We start from the raw sequence: 22,739 nt of genomic DNA on the forward strand, positions 1-22,739 counted from the left end.
GAAGACATGATTGTTATATATACAGCACTTATTGTCGGTCTAATATGGATGGTGCTTCAGCTTTGGCCGGTTCCATCGTTATCGTGCTTGCGAATGAATTTACAAGACAGCCTGATGGTTGCGCCATCCTCTATTAAAGTACTCGATGTCAGGGATGCCGTTTTATACGACAAGGAACACATCCCTGACACGATTAACATATCGCTGGGCCGCTTACCTTTTGTGTGGAATCAGAGTTTATCGTCCGGGGATGCAGTGATGATTCTGGCGGACAATTATTTCAAAAGTAAGAAGGCCGCTAGGATTCTGCACAGAAGGGGATTTCGCCGATTGTATGCGGTCCGCGGCCCGGTTCTAAGACACTTGAGTAGTATTCAAGAACCTTTGAATGGGGGTTCCGTATGAAAGAAATTACAGAAATAACTTCAATCGAAATGGCTGATGATTTTCTTGAAAAGCATGAGCTGAGCTTCCTGGACGTGTCCAGACCAGAGTGCAGTGTATGCCATGCGATCTTGCCCAAGCTAAGGGAACTGCTGGACGCATACCCGGAAATTCACCTCGGACATATTGATGCTAATGTGGTGGAAGAGGTGGCGTCACAATTTTTGATTTTCACAGTGCCTGTGATGCTGCTAATGGCAGGTCAGAGGGAGTACATCAGAGCCGACCGGTTTGTAGTCTTCGACCGGCTGCGGGAGCAATTAGATCAGATCTATATGTTAGTAAATGAAGAGGAGTGATGGAAATGGCGGATACAACCATTAATATGAACGCCGTTTGGTATAAAGGAGCAAAGGGGGACGGCCGGATTTCAAGTGAGAATCTGAAGACGCAGATTGCAATCCCTGTTCTTAAAGGCGGCAGCGGAGAAGGGGCAGAGCCTCAACAATTGCTGATGTCTTCGGCTGTTGCTTGCTATACGATGACCCTGTCTTATATGCTCGACCGAAGCCAACTGCCGGTCTCCGGATTTTTCATGGACACAGAAGGCACAGTATCTAAAGGAGAGCAGCTCAGCATTAACCACCATCCGCATATTGTTTTATCTGCTGAAGCGACAGCCGAACAGGTTAGAGCAGCAGAAGCACTGATTCTACAAGCGGAAGAAAAGTGTCATGTTGGTCAATTGCTCATCAAAGCAGGCGTTCCAGTGGGAACAGCAGGCAAGGTATCTATAGACAATGGGGAAGATGCAACCAGTAATTTTATTGAAGCGCATGGTCTGGATTGGTGATTATTGCAATACATAGTTCATTGAAAAAAGCTACAAACCGACTTGTTCATTAAACATGTCATTGAAAAGCCAGCGAGTCCCCGTAATAGGAGACCGGCTGGCTTTTGTTGTATCTGTGAATAATAGCTCTGCTCTTCGATCAGATCGTGGAGAATTTCAACCGTTCATTGTGGTGAAGCTTTACTGTTCCCGTGCTCCGAAGTTAATTATTGCTCACCCGGAAAGCCTCCCAGGCTCCGCCCACAGCAGTGCGGCTGGCAACCAGCTTGCCCCCGTTATTCAAATCACAGGTAACATACAAGTTATTGGCCAGCGCTTGCAGGGCAATCGTGCCATTTCCTAAATCCACACGATTAAACTTCTCCCACTGCTGAATGGTTGTAGCTTTGGCGATCAGTGCACCACCTGTGTTGAGATCAGCGGTGACATACTTACTATTGATTTTGGACTTGAGGGACACGGTGCCATCCGAGTTTGTGACTAATTCAAAAAGCTCCCAATCTCCTGCGGCGGCTCTGTTGGCAACCAATTGCTCATTACCATAATTTTCAGCAGAGACGATTTGCTGATTGGCTTGGGCAACCAGGTAGGAGTATCCCGTTGGATTGGGTGTCACATTACCAGTTACCTCGGAGTAAATGGCCTGAAGCAGCGCACCAGATCTGTCATTGCTGTATTCCCAGAACATAATCCCGCCCAGCGCATTGTTCTTCACATATTGTACCTTCAGAGTGAGAGATTGTGGATCGTCATAAGAGATAAAGGTATTCCCATTAAACAAGTAAGGGGCTTGTGCACTGCTATCCCAATACCGTGTATATCCGTTTTTATTCAAATATTGGCTGACAATGGTGTTGTAATCAGGCTCGAATCCCCCGGAACCAGGTCTGTCGAGGCCATTATTGCTATTCTGCACACCTGTCCAGGACCGGCCGTAAAAGGCTCCGCCAATGACCAGTTTACTTGCGGGAACACCGCCATTTCGGAACAAATTGACCGCAGAGGTTACGCTAATATCTCTTCCGGACAAATTCGTATGATGACCGGTGGTCGCATCCCAGCTTCCGTGGAAATCGTAAGTCATCAGATTGATCCAATCCAGCAGAGGTGTAATATTATTGATTTCTACGCCATTCAGATAGCTGCTGCTGGCTCCAGCTGCAATAGTCAGCAGGTACTGCTTGCTATTAATTTGCCCCTGTGCGTTCAGTTTGTCGCGAACCTTTGCGAGAAGCGATGTGAAATTTTGTTTATCCTGCGGCCGCGCGGTTGTGCCTGCGGCAGGGTTGGTTGGATATTCCCAGTCCAGATCGACGCCATCCAGATTATTGGCGGTCACCAGTTGCACCAGACTGTCAGCAAAGGTTGTACGGGAGGCATCTGTAAGTGCAGCGTCCGAAAAACCGTTCGCACCCCAGCCCCCGACAGATAATAGAACCTTTAAATCTGGATTTCTGGATTTCAGTCCCACCATAGTTTGCAAATTGGTACGGTCATTATTCGTAATAGTGGCTCTGCCGTTGGAGATCAGGGCAAAGGAGTAATTGATATGGGACAACTGCTCTGCTTTGATATCATTCGCGGTCAAGTTGGCCCAGCCGGCCACGTAAGCGATGACTTTTTTAGGAAGAGGAGCGGCATCGGCCTGCTGCGCTGGACCTACGATCAGGCTTGAAGACACAAGAATGAAAGACAAGAAGAGGAGCGTAACTATTTTACTGATAGATCGGGTAGTGCTAACTCGATTTTTGTTCATCACAAATTCTCCTTTTTGGTTTGAATTTTAAAATCTAGTAGCCTATCCATACCCTCCTCTCCAGGCGGACCACGCCCTTTCATGCCTATTCCTTTATTCCTCATCCATTTTGTTGCGCAGCCATGCCTATTGATGTCCATTACGCTCATCCTTTCTGTTATGCACAGAATTACGACTATTGCGTTTGGTATATAACATAGTATGTAAGCGCTATCTATTATTTTTAGAAGATTAACGAATCTAGCAAAATGGACAGGGGTAGACAGCTAAAATAGAGTTACACGCAAATAAGTGTAGGTAGGTTGTAGGTCTAGAAGAGGGAATCGTAAATCAACGGAGTACAGTGGCAATAATAATTGGAAGTTATAGAGTGTGTTGGATATGAGGAGGTGCAGGGTAGATAACAGACGTTCATCTGTCACAATAATGTGAGTTTTGTTGCGGTAGTGTTAAAAACCATTGGTATCTATGTAAAATTAAGGATAATACAAGAGTGAAATATTTGTCAACTAGATTTAGAAAATTGTATTTAAATAGGGTATTGGGACGAATTAGAATCAGGTTAATTGAATAGAGAGTTTAGTTTATAGCCATTTTTTCCAAATCTAATATAACCAATAAATGGTACACTTAGATGGATTGATTTAGTTTAGAAAAGAGGGTGGCATGTGTTGTGATAAGTGAAGCCGAGAACGTATTAGTGCACTATTCGCTGCTTGAGCCCGTCATTGAATTCATTAGGCATAATGAGAACATTACCTTCAAAGTAACGAGTAAACCAGATAACAGAAGCTATTTGCTACGCATCCATAAGCCAGTATCCGAGGGTCTCTCAGGCGTACAACATACATGGAATGGATTACAGGCCGAAATGCGCTTGCTCCAGGAAATCGATCATAACAACATTCTAAAAGTTCAGAAACCCGTGGCCAATCGCGATGGTGAATGGGTCACTGAATATCACTCTAATCAATTTGGTGTGACATACGCAACGCTCTTAGAATGGATCGAAGGGGCGACACTTACGCTAGAGGAAGATAATATTACGCAGATCGTTTATACATTAGGAGAAGATGTAGCCAGATTGCATGAATTCTCTCAGACATTAGTTACGCAGGAGTTACATAGACCGGTTTATGATGCAAAAAGAATTGAAGAGGTAGTAACAGAACTTCGGCAAGGGGTAGAAAGTGGTAGTCTCAATCAGGATGACTATGATGTAATCAGAAGCGTTCTAGTCATTGTAAAAGAGCAGCTGTCAGAATTAGACGCAAGAGAAAACTCCTGGGGTATTATTCATGCGGATTATCAATTGGGGAATATTGTAGTCTCTGAAGGAAATCCTTCGCTAATAGATTTCTGTTTGTTTGGGTATGGACATTATTGCTTTGACTTGGGAAGCGCATCTTCCATGCTTAAAAGTGAGCTACGGAAAACCTTCTTGGAAGGTTATGCTTCTATAGCAAACTTTTTTTTTGAGGACATCAGATATATCGAAGGACAAATATTCATGGATATTTTCATTTGCTATGCATTTTTCATAAATGATCCGGAGAAGAATGGTTGGATTAAAGAGCACGCTGCAAAATTATGCAGTACACATTGTCGAGATTTTCTGGATGGCAAAGAGGTATACTACTCGTTTTAAAGCTATTACCCTATCAATCATAATGCAAAGCGATATCTCTGGATGTTGTAACATGTCCTGGGCTCTCGCTGTTTTTTTACCAGAAAAGTATAAAGTTATTTGTTAACTGTAAAGTCGATCCGATGGCTGTGCTTCTTACCAGTTGCGGTGGATTCTATTGCTTGGCGGGAATATTTAAATATAGCAGAACTATAACTACTTTATGATGTGAACAAGCTGTATGATCAAGTCGATATGCAGAGGGGAGCGATATTAAGTGGGGATTAACATGCCTAAATATAGACTGGAGCAAGCAGAAAAAGAACGCTTTGCCGTGTACCAGGTTATCTATGCAGATGCGGATATTGAGATGTGGTATGACTGGAATACACGTCTTAAAGATACTCAATTCAGCGATCAATGTTATTGGATTCTGTGTGACGAGGTGAGAATTGGCGGTGCAATCATCAATGATGGGACGGTAATGTACCCCTTTTTAATAGCACCTTTTGCTGACAGAACGGTTTTTTGGAGAGCGTTATTCAATTGCAGTCATGATATTAAGCACATTAATGGAGTCTTACAGCAGGATGTCAGTATTTTGCTTGCATTCGGATATAAGCTGGGTGTGATTCGGCAAGTGATGTGCTGTCCGGCTGATGATAGCGTAACAGCGGTGTTGCCGGATGGATTTTCTGTGCGTTCACTAGATAAGACAACAGATATTAACACAATTGCGCGGATCATTATGGAAGGATATGCAGGGGGGATTGACAATGAAACTTATGGTATTCCCGATGAAGCTAAGGCCACAGCAGATGTTCAGCACCTGATGAAGGTCTACGAACACCGCAATTTTTCGCTTTATGTATTTGATGAGCAAGAGCAAGCAATTGCCGGCCTTTGTATAGCGGGTATCTATGAAAAAATGCCCCTCGGTGTTGCGGAAATAGGGGATTTATGCGTTCTTCCCAAGTATAGAAACATACGGCTCGCTGAAGCTATGCTCAACTATGTGAGGGCAACCGCCCATGAATATTCACAGGTCGTTAAGCTTTGTGTGACCGTTGGTAATGAGGCAGAGAACCTTTATAGAAAAGTTGGCTTTTACCCAGGACCCCGATTTGCAAATATGAGCAAAAGAAACGAATTCGCAGGATTTCATTCGTTGTAAAAACGAATGTGGTAACGAAGCAGACAAGGGGGGCATCGGAATAGCAATTTAGGTTCATCCTTGAGGTTTGCCCTCCCATGTCTCAACAAGTCTATGTCCTTGCATTACCCCCGCGTTTATTTATTAAGTATATTGTCCTCAAGCACTTCATACTTGTCGCCATACTGCTTGATAATATGCTGCTCCCCCCAATTGCACAATGAATCGAGGATATACTTCAGACTTTCACCATACTCACTCAGTTCGTACTCCACCTTTGGCGGAACCTGGTTATAACTAATCCGGTTAATGATACCGTCACTTTCCAGCTCTCTCAGCTGCTGGGTCAGCATTTTTTGCGTAATAGCCGGCATCAACTGCTTTAGCTCGGTAGTGCGCTTCTTGCCATGGGTCAAATGGCAGAGGATCACACATTTCCACTTCCCGCCAATGACCTCCAGGGTGGCCTCCACCGAAATATTATATTTTTTCTTAACCAATGTCATGGCTATCCCTCCATTTGTTAGCGCTAAATATCCTCATAGGTACTTTTTAGTTACTATGGTACTTTAAAGTGCGTACTATTCATTCGGAATGTTTTAACCTATCATATCACTTGCAAGCATTGATGACTAGGGCTTGGCTGAATGGCATATTATAAGCTCAGCAATTAATCATAGATGGAGGAAGATAGAGAATGGCTAACAATTTGCAAGATACAACGACCTTGTCCAACGGGGTGGAAATGCCGTGGCTTGGTCTCGGGGTATTTCAAGTAGAGGAAGGCGCCGAATTGGAGAACGCGGTGAAAACAGCAATTGCCCACGGATACCGTAGTGTGGATACTGCTGCGATCTATGGCAATGAAGAAGGGGTGGGCAACGGAATCCGCCAAGGGCTTGAAGTCGCTGGTATTTCCAGAGAAGACTTGTTCGTGACATCTAAAGTGTGGAATGCCGATCTGGGTTATGAGTCCACCATCGCCGCTTATGAACTGAGCCTGAAGAAGCTTGGGCTGGAATATCTCGATTTGTATCTGATCCATTGGCCTGTAAAAGACAAATATAAGGAAGCCTGGAGAGCACTTGAGACCCTTTATAAAGAAGGACGTGTCAAAGCGATTGGAGTCAGCAACTTCCTTGAGCACCAGTTAAAAGACCTGCTCGAAGATGCTGAAATCAAGCCTATGGTGAACCAGATGGAATATCATCCGCGCTTGACGCAAAAAGATCTGCAAGCCTTCTGCAAAGCGCAAGGCATTCAATACGAAGCCTGGTCTCCACTGATGCAGGGCCAACTGCTGGACAACCCTGAACTGCAAGAAATTGCTGCTAAATACGGCAAATCGATTGCCCAAATCATCTTGCGTTGGGATCTTCAAAACGGTGTTGTTACGATTCCTAAATCAACCAAGAAGCACCGTATTGTGGAGAACGCTTCGGTCTTTGACTTCGAGCTGTCCGCGGAAGATATGCAGCGTATAGATGGGCTAGATCAGCATCTGCGCGTAGGACCAGACCCTGATAACTTCGACTTTTAATAGGAGGAATGGGCATGAAGCTACATTTAGAAGGCAAAACCGCACTGGTGACTGGATCAACATCAGGCATTGGAAAAGCGATTGCCAAATCGTTGGTGCGGGAGGGTGCAACTGTCCTGATCAATGGGCGGTATGGAGATAAGGTGAATCATACGATTCAAGAGATCAAAAAGGAGCACCCTGAAGCTGAGCTATACCCAGCGGTAGCAGATCTGGGAACAGAGGCGGGTTGCCAGCAGCTTTTGGAGGAATTCCCGGAAGTCGATATTCTTATTAACAATCTGGGGATCTTCGAGCCAGCTGAATATTTTGATATCCCGGATGATGAATGGTTCAAATTCTTTGAGGTTAACATCATGAGCGGGGTTCGGCTCAGCCGTCATTATCTGAAGGGTATGCTAGAGAGTAATGAGGGCAGAATCATCTTCATCGCCAGTGAGGCTGCAGTGATGCCTTCTCAGGAAATGCCTCACTACAGTGCAACTAAAACGATGCAGCTATCGCTGTCCCGCAGCTTGGCTGAGCTGACCAAAGGGACAAAGGTGACGGTGAATACAGTCATGCCGGGGTCAACCCTAACCGAAGGTGTAGAAACTATGCTGGGCACGCTGTATCTGGAGGAGAAGCTGACGATTGAGGAAGCGGAAACCAGATTCATGAAGGAGAATCGTCCAACCTCCATTATCCAAAGGCTGATTCGTCCGGAGGAGATTGCGGATGTTGTCGTCTTTCTCAGCAGTCCGTTGGCTTCGGCGATTAATGGTTCTGCCATGCGAGTAGACGGTGGTTTGGTTCGCAGCGTGTTCTAAGTGTGTGGATAAAGGGTCACTTCATTGTTCCATTTTGGGACAGGGGTGATCCTTTCTTTTGTGAGGAGAGCCTGAAAAGCAGTCTTGTAGTAGAGCGAGTGGAGTGTATCAGGAGAAATATGGAAAATATATTTTGCGGCACGTTTGATATTGACAGTTACTAGATTGCAGAATATATTGAAATTGCAATTATAGATCATTATTTTACAAAATAACCATATTTATTTACATCGTCTACGCTTAACTCGTTTGGCTAGAGCCCCCTGCTTGTTGATCGTCAATCATCATTTGGAGGAGGTGAATAGAGCGCAGGCCTTTCCGTTTTCTTACGACATTAGTCCAAAAGATGAAGAGGGGACGATCAAATGATGAATAGGATAAGAAGGCTCAGGTTCAATTGGAAAATGCTTATGCTGGTGTGCTTGGCTATCGTTATGCTTCCAGCGGGATCCGCTTTCGCAGCGGTGAACAAGCCATTTCCACAGCATACGACCTATACGGCCGGTTCTATTAAGCCCAATAATGTCACTCAGACGAGTATGGATAATACAGTGAAAACCAAATGGGATGCGTGGAAAGCAGCCTACCTTAAGCCAGCTGGTACCGGGAAGTATTATGTGAAATACAATTCAGCAGGGGAAACCGTTTCTGAAGCGCATGGTTATGGGATGCTGTTCACCGTGCTAATGGCCGGGTATGACAGCAGTGCGCAGACTTATTTTGACGGGCTCTATAATTATTACAAAGCACATCCGAGTGCAAATAATCCGTACCTGTTGTCCTGGAAGCAGAACAGCAGTTTTCAAAATATTGATGGTCAGGATTCAGCCACAGACGGCGATATGGACATCGCGTTCTCGCTGCTGCTGGCAGATAAGCAGTGGGGAAGCAGCGGTACGATCAACTATTTGCAAGCGGCCAAGAATATTATTAATGCCATCATGGATAACGAAATTAACCAGACCCAGTGGACCATCCGCCTGGGTGACTGGGCGAACAGTGGCTCCTATAATACGGCCACACGGCCTTCGGATTTTATGCTGAACCATTTGAAGGCATTCCAAAGTGCTACTGGCGATGTCCGCTGGAAGAATGTTACGGACAAGACGTACACGATCATTAACAGTCTGTATAGTGGATATAGCTCAAGCACCGGTCTGCTGCCTGACTTTGTGATCTACTCAGGTGGTGTGTACAAGCCCGCAGCAGCTAACTTCTTAGAAGATGCTAATGACGGTAATTACAACTATAACTCCTGTCGTACTCCCTGGCGGATTGCTACGGACTACCTGATTACTGGTGATAACCGTGCCCTGGCGCAGCTTAATCAGATGAACAGTTGGATACAAACTAAGGTAGGGGGCGCACCCGGAAGCATCAAGGACGGCTACAAGCTGAATGGAACTGTGTTCGGCAGCTACAATAGCGGTGCTTTCTATGCACCGTTCGGCGTTAGTGCAATGACCTCTTCGATCTACCAAAGCTGGTTGAACTCAGTGTGGAGTCATACAGCAAGTAGTTCTGCAGAAGGCTACTATGAAGACAGCATCAAATTGTTCTCGCTGATTGTGATGTCAGGCAACTGGTGGACATATTAATAAAGTTCTGTATTTTCTCATTTGATTTTCCAGGAATCCGGCTCTTGCCGGATTCCTTTTTGTTTGTACATTGACTGCGATCTACTCTGGATCAGCGAGCAGATTTACTTTTTCAAGCGAGGGGATGAGAAATTTAGGATCAATAGGGGATGACATTACAATGAGAACGGTGTAAGTCCCATAGGGATCGCACTGGTTGCCGAATTCTTCAAGGGATTTGGTAGAGTCAGTCATTACTTTTAGCAGGTAGTTGTGTTCTCCGCTGATGCGATAGCATTCAACAACCTCGGGTGCAGAACGGCAAAAATCAAGGAAGGGATAGCATTCCTTTGTCCTAAACAGTACATAGGCCACAGTACCTTTGCCGATTTTCTCGGGGGAGATCACTGTGCGATACGCTTCAATCACCCCGTTCTCTTCCAGACGGCGGACTCGCTCTGTAACGGCTGGTTGCGATAGGCTGACACTTTTCCCTAACTCAGTCATTGAAATCCTCGCCTGATTTTGCAAATGGAACAAAATCTGCTTATCTATATGGTCCATGAAAACGCACTCCTTTAATTTATAAAATTCCCTTTCAAACTACCTCATTTTTCTTTGTCAAATGAAGAAACTAACTGGTTTGTCTTATGTAATCAAAGGGACTTGATTTATATAATAAACTCACCCCGGAAAACGAAGCAACATGATATTGTTCAGAGAGGATGAGTGTGATTGAATAAATTATATTGGAACAAAGAGAAACAAGACAATTTACAAGCACGTATAGATGAGGTCATCGATCATACACTTGCCGATAAAAGGTTAGCCGGTGCCGTTGTTAAAGTGTCCATTGGTGGGGACTTGGTGTATAACCGCGCTGCGGGTTTTGCTGATCGGGAGAACAATCGCCCCATGCATGAGGAGGCGTTATTTCGGCTGGCTTCTGTGTCTAAGCCTATTGTTTCCACAGCTGCGTTGGTACTGGTATCACAAGGCCGTCTGCAACTGGATGATCGTGTAGATCGCTGGCTGCCAGAATTCCGTCCACGGCTGCAGAATGGTGAAGCTGCGACATTGACGATTCGTCACCTGTTAACACACACCGCCGGACTGACGTACCGTTTTTTTCAAGAAGAGCAGGGTTCCTATGAGCTTGCGGGTGTATCTGATGGGATGGATCAGGCGAATATCACATTAGAAGAGAACCTGCGTCGGCTTGCTTCTGTACCGCTTCTGTATGAACCAGGAACGCAGTGGAAGTATTCTATAGCTACAGATGTACTGGGCGCAGTGATTGAAAAGGCAGCGAATGCACCACTTGGGGAAGCCGTGCGTTCACTGGTAACAGATCCTCTGGGCATGAGTGATACCGCGTTTATTGCAGTCGATCCGGGCCGGCTGGCTGTTGCTTACGCTGATGATCCTGCTGAGCCACGCCGCTTGCGGGATTTTGACACCGTACCATTTGTAGAGGGAACGGCGGGTTTCCGGCTTGCTCCTGTCCGGGCAACGGACTCCACAGCGTACCCTTCAGGTGGAGCGGGTATGATTGGCAGTGCAGGGGACTTTTTGAAGCTACTGGAAACCTTGCGCAAGGGGGGAGAACCCCTGATGAAGGAGGCAGTAGTTCGTGAGATGACTACCAATCAAATTGGTGACCTTCCGATGGCCTTTTGGCCAGGCAGGGGGTTCGGCTTAGGCTTTATTCTGCTCAAAGATCCGGCTGCCGCAGCTACCCCTGAATCACCAGGGACTTGGCGTATGGGAGGAACCTATGGTCATTCGTGGTTTGTGGACCCATCGAAGCAGCTCAGCGTAGTAGCGTTCACGAATACGGCACTGGAAGGCATGTCAGGCAAGTTCACTACGGATCTTACAGAAGCCGTCTATGCCGGGATCAGGGAATCATGAGAAGATTGAATCCCCTTTTCTTTCTTGCTCTAGGTTTATTCGGGGTATACACCATTGAGTTTGGCGTCGTGGGTATACTGCCCGCTATTATGGAGCGTTACCATGTGGGCACTTCTCAGGCCGGTCTGCTCGTGGGTTTGTTTGCTCTGGTCGTAGCACTGTGTGGACCGTTTATGGTATTGTTCCTTTCAAAATATAATCGAAAAAAAGTGCTCATCGTGTCGCTTTTGATTTTTGCGGGGAGCAGTTTGTTGTCCGCTTATGCGGTTAATTTTCAGATTTTAATGGTACTCCGGATCATTCCGGCATTGTTCCACCCGGTCTATTTTTCCTTGGCCTTTGTCGCTGCGACATCGCTTTATCCCAAGGAGAAGTCAACCCAAGCTTCCGCTAAAGCATTTGTGGGAACCAGCATGGGAATGGTGCTTGGCGTACCGATCACTACCTATATCGCCGATCAGTTTTCGTTCGAGGCTTCCTTTCTATTTTGTACCGTTGTAAATGTTATTGCTGCCATTGGCATCGCAATCATGCTCCCAGGAACTTCTTCCGTTGAAAAAGTATCGTATAAGGAGCAGCTCGGCATTTTGCGCAAAACTCCCTTGTGGATCAATATTGCCGCAGCTGCCTTCATATTTGCCGCGATGTTTTCTGTATACAGCTATGCTGCTGAATATTTGGGACAAGTGATGGGATTGAGCGGAAAAGCCGTCAGCATTCTGCTTGTGGTTTTTGGCCTCGGTGGTGTTGCAGGCAATTTGTTTGCTGGAAAAATGCTTGGTAAGCATAAGGTAAAGACGACGGTTATTCAGCCGATCGTATTAGCACTTTCTTTCTTACTGCTTTATTTAGGGGAAAGCTCGTTTATGCCGCTGCTTGTTATTATTGTGCTGTGGGGGGCTGCTCATACCAGCGGTCTAATCGTGACTCAGTTATGGATCACTGCTGAAGCGCCTGAAGCTCCCGAATTTGCGAATGCCCTCTATATTTCTTTCATCAATCTTGGTGTTTCCCTGGGTTCGGTAGCTGGAGGGTGGTTCATAGCGGCTGCGGGGATGAGAGGGACCATTGGGAGTGGATTGCTGTTTATCCTGCTGGCATTGGTGTGTATCTCGTTCAAGGTGCTTTACTTTGACCGGAAAAGCAAGCAAGGGGATCGGGCCAATCGTCCCGTTTCCTCTAATCTGTAAGATAATACTAAACCTAGTTACCAGTTCATCACGTTAATTACGTGTTTGAGCTGGTTTTTATTTAATTCTTGTCAATTTCGGGACAGAAGATTAGAATATAAGCATTGGCTTATATAAGGTGTGGAAGGAGGAAAGAGTTATGGAGCCACTGGGCGTTATTGCTGACGATATGAAACTGCTGGGAGACAAGACGCGTCTGGCGATGCTTTCGCTGTTGAAAGAGCGGGAGTGGTGCGTGTGCGAATTTGTGGACATCTTTGATATTTCACAGCCAGCGGTCAGTCAGCATCTAAGAAAGCTAAAAACACAGGGCATCGTTAAGGAAAGTAAGCGCGGGCAATGGGTACACTATTCCCTGAACGTCGAAGATAAGCCACATATCCAGGCTGTTCTGGGTCAGATGCCGGATTCCAAGACGATACTAGCTCTTTTGAATAAAAAAGAAATGGTTGCTTCTTGCGAGTGATATGCGTTTGAAGTAACAAAGTTATGTCCTATATATAAGTATATAGTTATATGATTATATTTTGTAATTATGAGTCAGAACCAACTGGAGGTTATAGCAGTGGCCGCTTGGGCAATTATTATTTTTATAGCCACACTAGTATTTGTAATCTGGCAACCTAAGAACCTGTCCATTGGCTGGTCTGCCTGTGGCGGGGCAATCTTGGCGTTACTGGTAGGGGTAGTAAGTTTTAACGATGTGCTCGATGTCACCGGGATTGTGTGGAATGCGACATTAGCCTTCATTGCGATCATCCTGATTTCATTGATCCTTGACCATATCGGATTCTTCGAATGGGCTGCTCTACATATGGCACGCGCTGCTCATGGGAATGGAATTCGGCTGTTCGTCTATGTAACCATTCTGGGAGCAGTGGTGGCGGCGTTTTTTGCCAATGATGGTGCGGCGTTGATCCTCACTCCAATTGTGCTTGCCATGGTGCGGGCCTTGAAATTCGATGAGAAAAAGGTGTTTCCGTTCATCATCGCCAGCGGATTCATCGCTGATACGACGTCATTGCCTCTTATCGTCAGCAACCTGGTCAACATTGTGTCCGCCGATTTCTTCGGCATCACCTTCATGGAATATGCGGGCCGGATGATCATCCCAACCGTATTTTCGCTGGTGGCAAGCATTCTGGTGCTGTTCTTCTTCTTCCGCAAAGTCATCCCGAGAAAGTTCGACAGCTCTCAGCTAAAGAACCCCAAAGCGGCGATCAAAGACAAACAGATGTTCAAGCTGTCCTGGGTCGTGCTCGCGGTTCTACTTATCGGCTATTTCGTTAGCGAATTTCTGAACATCCCTGTGTCGGCGGTAGCCGGAGTGATTGCGATTTTCTTCCTGCTGATGGCAAGGAATAGTTCGTCCGTCAACACGAAGGAAGTGATCAAGGGAGCGCCTTGGGCGATTGTGTTTTTCTCCATTGGGATGTATGTCGTGGTGTACGGGCTGCGGAATGCCGGTCTTACGGATTTACTGGCAGAAGTGCTGAGGGCGGCAACAGATCAGGGATTATTCGTCGCCACGATGAGCATGGGCTTTATCGCAGCGATACTCTCCTCGGTGATGAACAATATGCCTACGGTTCTAATTGACGCGCTCGCCATTGATGCTACACACACGACGGGAATCATGAAGGAAGCTTTGATTTATGCGAACGTTATCGGGTCGGATTTGGGGCCTAAGATCACCCCGATCGGTTCGCTGGCGACTCTGCTTTGGCTACATGTACTTTCTACTAAAGGCGTGAAAATATCCTGGGGAACGTATTTTAAAACAGGCATCATCCTGACGGTTCCCACACTGTTTATTACCCTGTTAGGACTCTATATATGGTTAATTATTCTGTAATGTAAAAGGAGATTAATGAAAATGGATAAGAAGACACTTTATTTTCTGTGCACAGGAAACTCTTGCCGGAGCCAGATGGCCGAAGGCTGGGCGAAGCAATATTTGAGCAAGGACTGGAATGTCTACAGCGCTGGAATTGAAGCCCATGGACTGAACCCTAAAGCGGTACAAGCCATGAGCGAAGCCGGTATTGATATCTCGGGCCAAACCTCCGACATTATTGATTCCCATCTGTTGAATAACGCAGATTTGGTGGTTACCTTGTGTGGCGATGCCGCAGATAAATGTCCAATAACCCCGCCTAAGGTAAAGCGTGAGCACTGGGGTTTCGATGATCCAGCCAAGGCTCAGGGGACGGAAGAGGAGAAATGGGCAGTATTTCAAAGCGTCCGTGACCAGATCGGCGCACGTATTAAGCAATTTGCGGAGACGGGGGAATAATTATGGCGGGCTATCACGAGCTTATTGAAGGTAAAGTGTATATCGGCGGGGAGAACGGTTTGCTGGAGGCGCTTCAGAAGCGGGAGATTTCGGATGTGTATGATCTGAGAGACAACGGTACCAGGGCAGAGGGGTTCCCGGACCACGTTAACCGGCATCATTACCCGATAGTGGAGCATGAGAACGGGCAAGACGCCTCTGTACAACGGGCAATCCTGGCCATCAGCGAAGCTGTAAGCAGTGGGCAGACGGTCTACTTTCACTGCGCAGGTGGACGTAACCGCACGGGAACGGTTGCCACGGGGCTGCTGATGGAGCTTGGGGTAGTTTCTACGGTAGAAGAAGCTGAAAACTTAGCGAGAGAAAAACGTCCAGATATCTACATTAAAGGGGCAATGCGTGAAGTATTGAACCGATTGTATCCCCCCGGAGCCTTTTAGTGATGAGTAAAATATGAGAGCGGCCTATGGTAGGATGCAAGGCGATATGATCAGGCACTAGCTATGTTTTTGTACATTTATAGCACATCGTGTAAGATGAATTAAGATGTTCATTTCGTACTGAAGGGGCTGTGTCACGATGTCACTAGCTGAACCTATTAAGCTAACTTCACTATCTACTAAAGGGGGCTGCGGTTGTAAAATTGGTCCTGCCGATCTGATGCAAGTTCTGCGCAGTTTGCCACCGACTGTACCTAACCCGGATCTGCTGGTTGGACTGGATACCAGTGATGACGCAGGGGTATACCGTCTAAGCGATGAGCTGGCTTTGGTGCAAACCGTCGATTTCTTTACCCCGATTGTGGACGATCCATATTCATTTGGTCAAATTGCCGCAGCGAATGCACTCAGTGATATTTACGCAATGGGCGGCAAACCGCTCACCGTACTTAATATTGTAGCTTTTCCTATCTCGGTTCTGGACAAAAGCATCCTGGCCGATATTTTGCGTGGAGCGGGCGATAAAGTGAAGGAAGCGGGAGCGACGCTAGTTGGTGGGCACTCCATTGATGATAAAGAGCCTAAATTCGGACTCGCTGTTACGGGCCTTGTGCATCCCGATAAGGTAAGAACAAATGCCGCGGCGCGCGCGGGTGACAAGCTGATCTTAACCAAACCTATTGGTGTAGGCATTCTAACCACCTCGATCAAGAAGGACCAATTATCTCTGGAAGAAACGGAGCGGCTTACTACAGTAATGTCTACGCTGAACAAAACAGCCGCAGAAATTATGGCGCCTTACGGGGTTCACGCCTGTACGGACGTTACCGGCTTTGGGTTGCTGGGACACGCTTCGGAAATGGCCAGAGGCAGTGGGCTTGGGCTGATCATTCGCCAAGAAGATGTTCCTGTTCTCCCACGAGTAAGAGAGCTTGCCGAGAAGGGATTTGTTCCAGGAGGAACCAAGAACAATTATGCCCATCTGGAAGGGCAAGGCAGCATTCTGTATCCGGAAGAGATGGACCAGCTAAGCCGTTACATCCTCTGTGATGCAGTAACTTCGGGTGGTCTGTTGATTGCTGTGGCTCCAGAACAAAGCGAAGAATTGCTTAATGAGCTTAAGAATGCTGGCGTAGAAGCGGCGTTGATCGGAGAAGTAACGGAGGATCATCCTGGGCAGATCTCAGTGATATAGCATAGCCTTAGATTAGAGGAGAGAGACTATTGTTTGAGGATATTTCGCTGGAAGACTTGAGAAGGTTGAAGAACAGAAAGCAATTTACGGTGATCGATGTCCGGTCTCCTTCCGAATACAACGACGCTACGCTGCCAGGCAGTCTGAATATTCCTTTATTTGATGACCAGGAGCGGGCAGAGGTAGGGACGCTTTATAAGCAGACCAGTGTTCAGGCGGCCAAAGAACGGGGGCTGGAGATTGTCTCGGCGAAGCTGCCGACCTTCATTAAGGAGTTCGCTGCTATCCAGGGGGACAAGGCTGTGTTCTGCTGGAGGGGAGGGATGAGGAGTCGTACAACGGCCACCGTGCTCTCCCTGATGGATATTCATGCCTACCGGCTGACTGGTGGATATAAGGCCTATCGCAAGTGGGTGTTAGATGAACTGGAGAACTATGACTTCAAGCCGAAGTCTTATGTGATTCATGGCAATACCGGAACAGGGAAAACCAATCTTTTGCATCGCTTAAAAGCATCCGGTCATCCCATCTTGGATTTGGAAGGTCTGGCTGGGCATAGGGGCTCCATCTTCGGGCAGATTGGGCTGCGTCCTCACAATCAGAAGACCTTTGACAGTCTGCTAATGGAGGAATTAATGACCTTGGAGCACTCTCCTTATGTTCTATTTGAAGCGGAGAGCAAGAAGATCGGGAAGGTCGTCATGCCACAGTTCATGGCACAGCAGAAAGAAACCGGAACCCAGATCTGGATAGAACTGCCGATGGAGGCCAGAGTTCAGCAGATTTTGGACGATTACAGGCCGGAGCAGTTCAAGGAACAATACATTTCAGCGTTTCGGAGCATCAAATCCCGTATCCACATTCCGATTGCAGCAGAGATTGAACGGAATTTGCAGAGTGATAGGTTCGCAGAGGCGGTTGCGCTGCTGCTGGAGCATTACTACGATCCCAAGTATGACCATTCCTCCAATCAGTATGAGAATGTAGAGCGGGTCACGCTATCAGTCAATAACTTGGAGGAAGCGGAAGCGGCTGTACGTTCTTTTTTGTCGAGTCACAATCATGGAGTTCAACTATAGATCATTAAGATAATACTTAGTAAGGCTCCTTTCACTTGTGTGAAGGGGGCCTTTTGTTTTACGATTTATATATTTTAGAGGGGGCAAAATTGTTATGACAAGAATAGGCTGTTATCACTTGCATTATTCCAATATCGAGCACATCGAGAATGCGTTGTCCGATTATGAGGTGGAACTGGTACATTTTGTAGATCCAGGCCTTGATCGCATAAAAATGGACGCTGATTTTAATAATGAAACTGTGGAGACAAAGGTGAGGGAGACCCTGAATTGGATTTCAGCCAGCCATGTGGATGCCATTCTGATCACTTGCACTTTTTTTACCGCCGTATATCGGGAAAGTCTTCACCCATTGCCTATTCCCGTCATAAAGATAGATGACCCATTATTTCAGGATACCTGCCGATTTGATGAACCTGTCCTCTTCGTTTTCACCAATCCCAATACGGTTAAAGGGACGATGGAACAGTTTCAACACTTTTGCCAGGCTGCAGGGTGTAAGGTGCTTGTAGAATCCAGGGTGCTGGAGCATACGTTCAGTCTGATTATGCAGGGGAAAAAAGAGGAGTATACCACGCTGGTGTCGTCTGGATTAAAGCACGCGGCCCAGGAGAACCCTGGTGTCCGTATCGTTGCTGCTCAGCTTTCCATGGCTCCCGCGGCTCGGCAGGCAGAACAGGAAACAGGCATCACCATCGGCAACCATCTGAATGCTCTGACTGGTTATATGATCTATAAGCTCTCTTTGCAGAAGAAGAAATAACTATAAGATGAACAAAAGAAGGGAACAAGAAGCAGGGAGGAACGAAGGGAGAAGTTTGGAACTGTAGGAGCGGTAGCGACCGCCTTTGTCTCCGGATTTCAACCGCAATCAGCGGTACAATTAAAAGAAATCTGGAGACAACAGCGGCCGGAAGTCCAAACATTCCACCGTAGTGACGACCGAGCCTTACGTTCAGATCTTAAGATCGTCTTATATAAATGAATTTAAAATGAAAACATTTGAAATGAAAATCTATTTACATTTTACATGGAAGGGACTATAATTCAACTATAAAGTTGCATCGAGGAAACTTTCGTGTATATAGACAACTTTCCCGGGCAAGAGGAGGGATAGACATGTTGGAGCAACAAGTTGCGGAACAAAAACTCATAAAAGAAAAGAAAGTCAAGATATCTGCACAAGCTGTACTAGACGGAGAAGTTAAAGGCCTGAAGCGGCTACTGCCTTTTCTCGGACCTGCCTTTATAGCAGCGGTTGCCTATCTCGATCCCGGTAATTTTGCTACCAATATCACAGCGGGGTCCAAGTATGGATATCTGCTGCTATGGGTGATTGTCGCCTCTAATCTGATGGCGGTACTGATCCAATCGCTGTCAGCCAAACTGGGTATCGCTACCGGTAAGAATTTACCTGAGATTGCGCATGATCGATTCCCCAAAGGCGTCTCCATTTTTCTCTGGATTCAAAGTGAACTTGTAATTATTGCTACAGACTTGGCTGAGTTTATAGGAGCGGCGTTAGGATTATATTTACTATTCGGCATCCCTATGTTGCCAGCCGCGCTGATTACTGCCGTTGGATCGTTTGCCATACTGGAGCTGCAACGGCGTGGGTACCGTTCATTGGAAGCGGGAATTGGGGCCATGGTATTAATCGTCGTGCTGGCGTTTACTTTCCAAGTGATTGTAGCCAAACCTGATATGGGCGCAGTAGCTGTGGGTATGTTTACTCCCAGATTCGATGGTGTGGACAGCATTCTTTTGGCCGCAGGGATTCTAGGCGCAACGGTAATGCCACATGCGATTTACCTGCATTCCTCGCTGACACAAGACCGTGTGGTTGGCCGGAATGAAGCGGAGAAGAAGAAAATCTTCAAGCTGGAACTGGCGGATATTATCATCGCCATGATCATTGCCGGAGCTGTTAATATGGCGATGATCGTCGTCTCTGCCGCACTGTTCTTCAAGAACGGCATGGTCGTGGAAGACCTGGACGTAGCCTTTCATCAGTTCCGCGAATTAGCTGGTCCTGTTACGGCCGTTTCTTTTGGACTTGGGTTGCTTATTGCCGGATTATCCAGCTCTTCAGTGGGCACCATGGCCGGGGATGTTGTCATGCAGGGCTTCATCAATAAAAGAATCAATCTGTACCTGCGCCGGGCGATTACTACGATTCCCCCACTTGCCATTATTATTGCCGGTGTGAACGCTACAGACGCTCTGATCATGAGTCAGGTGGTGCTGTCGTTCGGGATTGCTTTTGCACTCATTCCTTTGATTATCTTCACAAGCAACCGTCAAATTATGGGCGGACTGGTCAATCTGCGGATTACTTCCATCACAGGCTGGATTATCTCGGCTCTGGTAGTTCTCCTGAACTTGTTCTTAGTCTTTGAAATGTTGTATTAAGTTGTATTAAAATGAAAAGCTCAAAAAAGCCCAGGCCTCTTATCCTTGTAGAACGGATAAGAGGCCTGGGCTTTTGATATGCCGCGGCGCGAATGCCTTAGCGTCTGAAGTAATCAGCCAGCCCGTTGGCTATAGCCTGGGCGGCTTTTCTCTGATAGGAGGCTGTGCGGGCCAGCGCCTCATCAGAGGGGGTAGAGAGAAAGCCCAACTCCATCAGGGCTGAAGGAATCGAGTTCTCCCTGAGGATGTGATAATCGCCGAAGGACACACCGTTGCTCTTCAGGCCGACACCTTGTCCCAGTCGGGCCTCAATCGCCCGGGCCAGCTTGAGGTCAGTGCTTTCGGAATAGAAGAAGGTCAACGTTCCGGATATCTTCTTCGGTGAGGAATTATAATGGATGCTGACAAATGCATCCGCCCCGAGTGTCTTGCCGAGCTGGGCACGCTGGGCCAGTGAAGGCTTCACGTCTTTCGTCCGGGTCATCTCGACCCGCGCGCCCGCCGCCTGCAGGTAGTCGCGGACATAGAAGGCGGTCTGCAGGTTCAAGTCTTTTTCGAGTGTGCCGTAGGTGGTGCCCAGCATGCCGGGATCACTCCCGCCGTGGCCGGGGTCTACCACGATCAGCTTGCCCTTTAGGCCGCCGGAAGAAGGAGGCGGAGCGCTGTTTGTAGCGGTTGCGCCGCTGCGGATGTATTGATCCGAGACCCAGCCGGTATCTCCGCTGGCTGTGCGGATTTTCAGCCATCCGTTCTGACGCTGCAGAATGGTTACCGTATCCTGTGCTTTCAATGAGCCCAGCGCGCTATAGCTAGTGCCTGGGCCACTTCGGATTCGCAGGGAGCTTGCGGTAACTGTTGCTTTGGCGTTCAAGTTGTTTCCAGTGGAAGTCTTGACCGCCTGTGTTGCTTTGATCGCTCCGTTCGTTCCGGCAGTGGGCGTTCCGCTCGTCTTCTGAAGGTAGTAGCCAGCTACCCAACCGGAAGTTGAACCGGACTTGACCTTCAGCCAGCCATGTTGTTCGTCTGTGACACTTACCACCATACCGTTCTTCAGTGACCCCGTGATGACTGCATTCTTGGCCGGCTCGCTGCGCACATTCAGAGAATCAGCATTTACTTTGGCAGTATAGCTGACCGCGGCAGCGGCTTTGGGAGGCTGCAGCCCTATGCTGAATATGCATAAGGCCAACATAGCAATGCCTAATAGTTTCTTCATAGGTACCTCGCTTCCGGGAAATATTCTGGGGCTGAATCTGAAAGAATCAGCCTTAGGCTCATTACCCAATTCATGAACCAAAGAATTGGATAATGCCCGTGAAGCTATAGATTATACCATGGAGACGCTATAAAAAAATCCGGCAGAAGACCCTTTTAGTAGGAGGCTAGAGAGGTCTTTTTAGCAATTTCCCGTCGTACGACAGGGGCTACCTCGGTAGCTAGCAGTTCGATGGCTGATGCCACCTTGGCGTAAGGAAGTCCGCCGATATCCAGCTGAGTCATGAAGCGGTTGTGTCCGAACAGCTCATGCTGATAGAGAATTTTCTCGATAATTTGCTGAGGACTGCCGACAGCCAAAGTGTTATCGAAGGCCGCGAATTGATCGAACTCGCTGTGTGATACTGTATATCGCTGGTCTCGGCTCGGACTTATGGAATTACGGTAGTTATAATAGTATGGATAAAATTCATCAAGCGCCTGCTGCGTAGTGTTCGCAATATAGCCATGACTTGTAATGGCAATTTTCAGGGATTCGAGAGAATGACCAGCCTCTATGCCAGAGCGGCGATAGCTATCGACCAGTTCCTTGAAAGGAGCTGGATTTCCATTCAGGATGGCAATGGCAAGCCCAGTGCCCAGTGCGCCAGCTTTCTCTGCACTCTCGGGCGAGCCGCCTACCCCAACCCAGAGCGGGAGCTCATGCTGTACAGGCCGAGGTGAAATCTCCGCATTTCTGAGAGAGGAGCGGAAAGAGCCTTCCCAGTTAATAATCTCGTGCTGATTAAGCTCCTGGAGGAGCTTAATATTCTCGGCGAACAAGCGATGATAGTCCTCAAGATCATAGCCGAACAGGGGGAAAGATTCCAGGAAAGCACCGCGTCCGGCGATGATTTCGGCCCTTCCATTGGATAGCAGATCAAGTGTGGCAAAGTCCTCGAAGACCCGGACAGGATCGATTGTACTAAGCACAGTAGTGGCGCTGGTTAGCTTGATGCGGCGCGTCACCTGGGACACAGCTGCCAGGACGACAGGCACCGAGGAGATAACAAAATCCAGCCGGTGGTGCTCACCGACACCAAAGACATCAAGTCCTGCCTCATCGGCTAGCTTGGCGGCGGCAATCACCTCATCCAACCGTTGCCGTGGGGGAATTGATTTTCCAGTGTGACAGTCGGTCACAATATCCCCAAGCGTATATATGCCAAATTCAAACTCTGGTACAGCCTCTTGTTGTATATGATTACTCATATTTCCGAACCCCTTGCTATTCATAGATTAATTGGTTAAAGCATGTCC

The 22,739-nt window shown here is 47.2% G+C and carries 23 protein-coding genes; 18 read left to right on the plus strand and 5 right to left on the minus strand.

Features of this window, described 5'->3' with window-relative positions:
* Positions 1 to 6 precede the first annotated feature (6 nt).
* Genes ACFVRY_RS26970 through ACFVRY_RS26980 form a run of 3 tightly spaced genes read left to right on the plus strand, consistent with a single transcriptional unit; the run spans position 7 to position 1,237 of the window.
* A complete protein-coding gene (locus ACFVRY_RS26970) occupies positions 7 to 405 on the plus strand; it encodes a rhodanese-like domain-containing protein (protein WP_387503386.1) in 399 nt (132 codons plus the stop codon).
* Complete coding sequence (locus ACFVRY_RS26975; protein WP_387503387.1) at positions 402 to 743, plus strand: thioredoxin family protein; 342 nt, start codon at positions 402 to 404, stop codon at positions 741 to 743. The genes ACFVRY_RS26970 and ACFVRY_RS26975 overlap by 4 nt, the downstream gene beginning before the upstream one ends.
* A gap of 5 nt (positions 744 to 748) precedes the next feature.
* The gene (locus tag ACFVRY_RS26980) at positions 749 to 1,237 is read left to right on the plus strand and encodes an OsmC family protein (protein ID WP_387503388.1); all 489 of its coding nucleotides are present in this window, start codon (positions 749 to 751) and stop codon (positions 1,235 to 1,237) included.
* 202 nt (positions 1,238 to 1,439) lie between these two features.
* Here ACFVRY_RS26980 and ACFVRY_RS26985 read toward each other — a convergent pair whose 3' ends face one another.
* On the minus strand, positions 1,440 to 2,993 hold the full coding sequence (locus ACFVRY_RS26985) for a glycosyl hydrolase family 18 protein (protein ID WP_387503389.1): 1,554 nt from the start codon (positions 2,991 to 2,993) through the stop codon (positions 1,440 to 1,442).
* Between the two features lie 673 nt (positions 2,994 to 3,666).
* Here ACFVRY_RS26985 and ACFVRY_RS26990 point away from each other — a divergent pair.
* The gene (locus ACFVRY_RS26990; protein ID WP_387503390.1) at positions 3,667 to 4,641 is read left to right on the plus strand and encodes a phosphotransferase enzyme family protein; all 975 of its coding nucleotides are present in this window, start codon (positions 3,667 to 3,669) and stop codon (positions 4,639 to 4,641) included.
* A 268-nt stretch (positions 4,642 to 4,909) separates the two neighbouring features.
* The gene (locus tag ACFVRY_RS26995) at positions 4,910 to 5,794 is read left to right on the plus strand and encodes a GNAT family N-acetyltransferase (protein ID WP_387503391.1); all 885 of its coding nucleotides are present in this window, start codon (positions 4,910 to 4,912) and stop codon (positions 5,792 to 5,794) included.
* A 116-nt stretch (positions 5,795 to 5,910) separates the two neighbouring features.
* On the opposite strand, the gene ACFVRY_RS27000 is transcribed toward ACFVRY_RS26995, so the two are convergent.
* Positions 5,911 to 6,273, minus strand: a complete 363-nt coding sequence (locus ACFVRY_RS27000) for a winged helix-turn-helix transcriptional regulator (RefSeq protein ID WP_387503419.1) — start codon at positions 6,271 to 6,273, stop codon at positions 5,911 to 5,913.
* A gap of 197 nt (positions 6,274 to 6,470) precedes the next feature.
* Here ACFVRY_RS27000 and ACFVRY_RS27005 point away from each other — a divergent pair, with 197 nt between their 5' ends.
* The 3 genes from ACFVRY_RS27005 (at position 6,471) to ACFVRY_RS27015 (ending at position 9,720) form a co-directional block, all read left to right on the plus strand.
* Entirely contained in the window at positions 6,471 to 7,313 is an 843-nt protein-coding gene (locus tag ACFVRY_RS27005) for an aldo/keto reductase (protein WP_387503392.1), read from the plus strand.
* 14 nt (positions 7,314 to 7,327) lie between these two features.
* Positions 7,328 to 8,122 (plus strand): SDR family NAD(P)-dependent oxidoreductase, encoded by a 795-nt coding sequence (locus tag ACFVRY_RS27010; protein ID WP_387503393.1) that lies wholly within the window; start codon positions 7,328 to 7,330, stop codon positions 8,120 to 8,122.
* A 365-nt stretch (positions 8,123 to 8,487) separates the two neighbouring features.
* On the plus strand, positions 8,488 to 9,720 hold the full coding sequence (locus tag ACFVRY_RS27015) for a family 8 glycosyl hydrolase (RefSeq protein WP_387503394.1): 1,233 nt from the start codon (positions 8,488 to 8,490) through the stop codon (positions 9,718 to 9,720).
* Positions 9,721 to 9,801: 81 nt separating this feature from the next.
* Here ACFVRY_RS27015 and ACFVRY_RS27020 read toward each other — a convergent pair whose 3' ends face one another.
* On the minus strand, positions 9,802 to 10,263 hold the full coding sequence (locus tag ACFVRY_RS27020; protein WP_387503395.1) for an Lrp/AsnC family transcriptional regulator: 462 nt from the start codon (positions 10,261 to 10,263) through the stop codon (positions 9,802 to 9,804).
* Between the two features lie 171 nt (positions 10,264 to 10,434).
* Between ACFVRY_RS27020 and ACFVRY_RS27025 the strand changes: the two genes are divergently transcribed.
* From ACFVRY_RS27025 to ACFVRY_RS27070, 10 genes are all read left to right on the plus strand, one after another.
* A complete protein-coding gene (locus tag ACFVRY_RS27025) occupies positions 10,435 to 11,613 on the plus strand; it encodes a serine hydrolase domain-containing protein (protein WP_387503396.1) in 1,179 nt (392 codons plus the stop codon).
* On the plus strand, positions 11,610 to 12,803 hold the full coding sequence (locus ACFVRY_RS27030) for an MFS transporter (protein ID WP_387503397.1): 1,194 nt from the start codon (positions 11,610 to 11,612) through the stop codon (positions 12,801 to 12,803). The genes ACFVRY_RS27025 and ACFVRY_RS27030 overlap by 4 nt, the downstream gene beginning before the upstream one ends.
* A gap of 139 nt (positions 12,804 to 12,942) precedes the next feature.
* Positions 12,943 to 13,269 carry an ArsR/SmtB family transcription factor gene (locus tag ACFVRY_RS27035; RefSeq protein ID WP_387503398.1) on the plus strand — a complete coding sequence of 109 codons (327 nt, stop codon included), beginning with the start codon at positions 12,943 to 12,945 and terminating at the stop codon, positions 13,267 to 13,269.
* Between the two features lie 69 nt (positions 13,270 to 13,338).
* Positions 13,339 to 14,658: an arsenic transporter gene (locus ACFVRY_RS27040; protein WP_387503399.1), complete on the plus strand. Its 1,320-nt coding sequence runs from the start codon at positions 13,339 to 13,341 to the stop codon at positions 14,656 to 14,658.
* Positions 14,659 to 14,679: 21 nt separating this feature from the next.
* Positions 14,680 to 15,099 (plus strand): arsenate reductase (thioredoxin), encoded by a 420-nt coding sequence (gene arsC, locus ACFVRY_RS27045; RefSeq protein WP_387503400.1) that lies wholly within the window; start codon positions 14,680 to 14,682, stop codon positions 15,097 to 15,099.
* Positions 15,100 to 15,101: 2 nt separating this feature from the next.
* Positions 15,102 to 15,539, plus strand: a complete 438-nt coding sequence (locus tag ACFVRY_RS27050) for a protein-tyrosine phosphatase family protein (RefSeq protein WP_387503401.1) — start codon at positions 15,102 to 15,104, stop codon at positions 15,537 to 15,539.
* A gap of 139 nt (positions 15,540 to 15,678) precedes the next feature.
* A complete protein-coding gene (gene selD, locus ACFVRY_RS27055) occupies positions 15,679 to 16,734 on the plus strand; it encodes a selenide, water dikinase SelD (RefSeq protein WP_387503402.1) in 1,056 nt (351 codons plus the stop codon).
* 29 nt (positions 16,735 to 16,763) lie between these two features.
* Positions 16,764 to 17,813 (plus strand): tRNA 2-selenouridine(34) synthase MnmH, encoded by a 1,050-nt coding sequence (gene mnmH / locus ACFVRY_RS27060; RefSeq protein WP_387503403.1) that lies wholly within the window; start codon positions 16,764 to 16,766, stop codon positions 17,811 to 17,813.
* 94 nt (positions 17,814 to 17,907) lie between these two features.
* Positions 17,908 to 18,576: an aspartate/glutamate racemase family protein gene (locus tag ACFVRY_RS27065; protein WP_387503404.1), complete on the plus strand. Its 669-nt coding sequence runs from the start codon at positions 17,908 to 17,910 to the stop codon at positions 18,574 to 18,576.
* 356 nt (positions 18,577 to 18,932) lie between these two features.
* Positions 18,933 to 20,225: an Nramp family divalent metal transporter gene (locus tag ACFVRY_RS27070; RefSeq protein ID WP_387503405.1), complete on the plus strand. Its 1,293-nt coding sequence runs from the start codon at positions 18,933 to 18,935 to the stop codon at positions 20,223 to 20,225.
* A gap of 97 nt (positions 20,226 to 20,322) precedes the next feature.
* Here the strand turns inward: ACFVRY_RS27070 and ACFVRY_RS27075 are convergent, their stop codons facing one another.
* Positions 20,323 to 21,441 carry an N-acetylmuramoyl-L-alanine amidase family protein gene (locus ACFVRY_RS27075; RefSeq protein WP_387503406.1) on the minus strand — a complete coding sequence of 373 codons (1,119 nt, stop codon included), beginning with the start codon at positions 21,439 to 21,441 and terminating at the stop codon, positions 20,323 to 20,325.
* Between the two features lie 155 nt (positions 21,442 to 21,596).
* Positions 21,597 to 22,691, minus strand: coding sequence for an LLM class flavin-dependent oxidoreductase (locus tag ACFVRY_RS27080; protein WP_387503407.1), 1,095 nt, complete (start codon positions 22,689 to 22,691; stop codon positions 21,597 to 21,599).
* Positions 22,692 to 22,739: the final 48 nt, after the last annotated feature.

This window comes from Paenibacillus sp. NPDC057934 (genome assembly GCF_042887565.1).
In the GTDB taxonomy this organism is placed as follows: Bacteria; Bacillota; Bacilli; order Paenibacillales; family Paenibacillaceae; genus Paenibacillus_AQ.

Coding starts and splice junctions, on each gene's coding strand:
- ACFVRY_RS26970 (WP_387503386.1), top strand. CDS start 7: ATGATTGTTATATATACAGCACTTATTGTCGGTCTAATATGGATGGTG.
- ACFVRY_RS26975 (WP_387503387.1), top strand. CDS start 402: ATGAAAGAAATTACAGAAATAACTTCAATCGAAATGGCTGATGATTTT.
- ACFVRY_RS26980 (WP_387503388.1), top strand. CDS start 749: ATGGCGGATACAACCATTAATATGAACGCCGTTTGGTATAAAGGAGCA.
- ACFVRY_RS26985 (WP_387503389.1), bottom strand. CDS start 2,993: ATGAACAAAAATCGAGTTAGCACTACCCGATCTATCAGTAAAATAGTT.
- ACFVRY_RS26995 (WP_387503391.1), top strand. CDS start 4,910: ATGCCTAAATATAGACTGGAGCAAGCAGAAAAAGAACGCTTTGCCGTG.
- ACFVRY_RS27005 (WP_387503392.1), top strand. CDS start 6,471: ATGGCTAACAATTTGCAAGATACAACGACCTTGTCCAACGGGGTGGAA.
- ACFVRY_RS27010 (WP_387503393.1), top strand. CDS start 7,328: ATGAAGCTACATTTAGAAGGCAAAACCGCACTGGTGACTGGATCAACA.
- ACFVRY_RS27015 (WP_387503394.1), top strand. CDS start 8,488: ATGATGAATAGGATAAGAAGGCTCAGGTTCAATTGGAAAATGCTTATG.
- ACFVRY_RS27020 (WP_387503395.1), bottom strand. CDS start 10,263: ATGGACCATATAGATAAGCAGATTTTGTTCCATTTGCAAAATCAGGCG.
- ACFVRY_RS27030 (WP_387503397.1), top strand. CDS start 11,610: ATGAGAAGATTGAATCCCCTTTTCTTTCTTGCTCTAGGTTTATTCGGG.
- ACFVRY_RS27035 (WP_387503398.1), top strand. CDS start 12,943: ATGGAGCCACTGGGCGTTATTGCTGACGATATGAAACTGCTGGGAGAC.
- ACFVRY_RS27040 (WP_387503399.1), top strand. CDS start 13,339: ATGAGTCAGAACCAACTGGAGGTTATAGCAGTGGCCGCTTGGGCAATT.
- arsC (WP_387503400.1), top strand. CDS start 14,680: ATGGATAAGAAGACACTTTATTTTCTGTGCACAGGAAACTCTTGCCGG.
- ACFVRY_RS27050 (WP_387503401.1), top strand. CDS start 15,102: ATGGCGGGCTATCACGAGCTTATTGAAGGTAAAGTGTATATCGGCGGG.
- selD (WP_387503402.1), top strand. CDS start 15,679: ATGTCACTAGCTGAACCTATTAAGCTAACTTCACTATCTACTAAAGGG.
- ACFVRY_RS27065 (WP_387503404.1), top strand. CDS start 17,908: ATGACAAGAATAGGCTGTTATCACTTGCATTATTCCAATATCGAGCAC.
- ACFVRY_RS27070 (WP_387503405.1), top strand. CDS start 18,933: ATGTTGGAGCAACAAGTTGCGGAACAAAAACTCATAAAAGAAAAGAAA.
- ACFVRY_RS27075 (WP_387503406.1), bottom strand. CDS start 21,441: ATGAAGAAACTATTAGGCATTGCTATGTTGGCCTTATGCATATTCAGC.
- ACFVRY_RS27080 (WP_387503407.1), bottom strand. CDS start 22,691: ATGAGTAATCATATACAACAAGAGGCTGTACCAGAGTTTGAATTTGGC.